Origin of the sequence: Klebsiella sp. EMBS2024, from assembly GCF_036233805.1 — a bacterium.
Classification (GTDB): domain Bacteria; phylum Pseudomonadota; class Gammaproteobacteria; order Enterobacterales; family Enterobacteriaceae; genus Klebsiella; species Klebsiella pneumoniae.
The window spans coordinates 2925545-2926896 of sequence record NZ_JAZARW010000001.1 but is presented as its reverse complement, the minus strand read 5'-3'; the positions used below and the strand labels follow the sequence as shown (position 1 = coordinate 2926896).

Annotated in this window: 2 protein-coding genes (1 of these 2 cut by a window edge); one reads left to right on the top strand and one right to left on the bottom strand. The window is 60.4% G+C overall.

The window, feature by feature from the left end; translation table 11 throughout:
• A partial coding sequence (gene menE / locus VZP09_RS13430; RefSeq protein WP_276408218.1) for an o-succinylbenzoate--CoA ligase occupies positions 1-987 on the top strand: 987 nt, incomplete at its 5' end.
• A gap of 55 nt (positions 988-1042) precedes the next feature.
• Here the strand turns inward: menE and nudI are convergent.
• Positions 1043-1352 carry the 3' portion of a nucleoside triphosphatase NudI gene (gene nudI, locus VZP09_RS13425; RefSeq protein WP_328795211.1) on the bottom strand. Its footprint extends 113 nt past the window's final position, so the window shows 310 of its 423 coding nt (coding positions 114-423); its start codon lies beyond the right edge, outside the window; the stop codon is at positions 1043-1045.

Genomic DNA, 1352 nt, shown 5'->3' with positions numbered 1-1352 from the left:
TGGCATGGCGATCGGTTGGTGTCGATGACGTTGACCTCCGGTTCAACCGGCCTGCCGAAAGCGGCGGTACATAGCGCCAACGCCCATCTGGCCAGCGCGGCTGGCGTGCTGGCGCTGATGCCGTTTGCCGCAGGAGATGACTGGCTGCTGTCGCTGCCGTTGTTCCATGTCTCCGGTCAGGGGATCGTCTGGCGCTGGCTGCTGGCCGGCGCGCGACTCACGGTACGTGACAAACAGCCGCTGGCGCAGATGCTGCACGGCTGTACCCATGCTTCGCTGGTGCCGACTCAGCTATGGCGCCTGCTGAATGATGATGCTGCGGTTTCCCTCAAGGCGGTGCTGCTCGGCGGCGCGTCGATCCCGGTCGAATTGACTGAACGGGCGCGAAAGCAGGGCATACGCAGCTTCTGCGGCTATGGCCTCACCGAATTCGCCTCCACCGTGTGTGCCAAAGAGGCCGACGGCGCTGCGGATGTTGGCGAAGCGCTGCCGGGGCGAGAGGTGAAAATTGTCGCCGGCGAGATCTGGCTGCGGGCGTCGAGTATGGCCGCAGGCTACTGGCGGGATGGTCAATTGCTGTCATTAACCAACAATGAAGGCTGGTTTGCGACGCGCGATCGCGGAGCATTGCATAACGGTCGGCTGACGGTTGTTGGGCGACTGGATAACCTCTTTTTTAGCGGTGGAGAAGGTATTCAACCGGAAGAGGTCGAGCGTGTGATACTCGCCCATCCACAGGTGCAGCAGGTGTTTATCGTGCCGCTGGATGATGCGGAATACGGCCAGCGCCCGGTAGCGGTGGTGGAATGCGATGACGGCTGCGAGTTGAGCGCGCTGGCGGCATGGAGCGCTGAGCGGTTAGCGCGTTTTCAGCAGCCGGTGCGTTGGCTGCGGTTGCCGGAAACGTTAAAAAACGGCGGGATTAAGATTTCGCGCCGGGCGCTGTGCGAGTGGGTCAGGCAGCAGACGCATGCGACCGTATCGTAGCCACCCGCATTATCCCGCGGCATAACGCCGGGTGGGTTGAACGCGGTATGCTGGACTAAAGTAGCCCTTTCAGGCTGAGAGTAACGCGGGTGGCGGCATTAAGATCGTAGTTTTTGAGATCTTCGGCTTTGACCCAGGCGTAATTGTCAAACTCCTCGTTGATCGTCACATCGCGATTGGCGCTCACGCAGTCGAAGATGAGATAGATCATGTAGATCGTTTCCTGATGCCCGTCGGGGTAGGTTTTGACGCGGGTATCGTCGCGAAAGCACCATGGCGCGATATGGGTAAGGATGAGTTTTTCGCCGAGCTCTTCGCGTATTTCCCGCCGCAGCGCCTCTTCAATACGTTCCCCTGGCTCCACG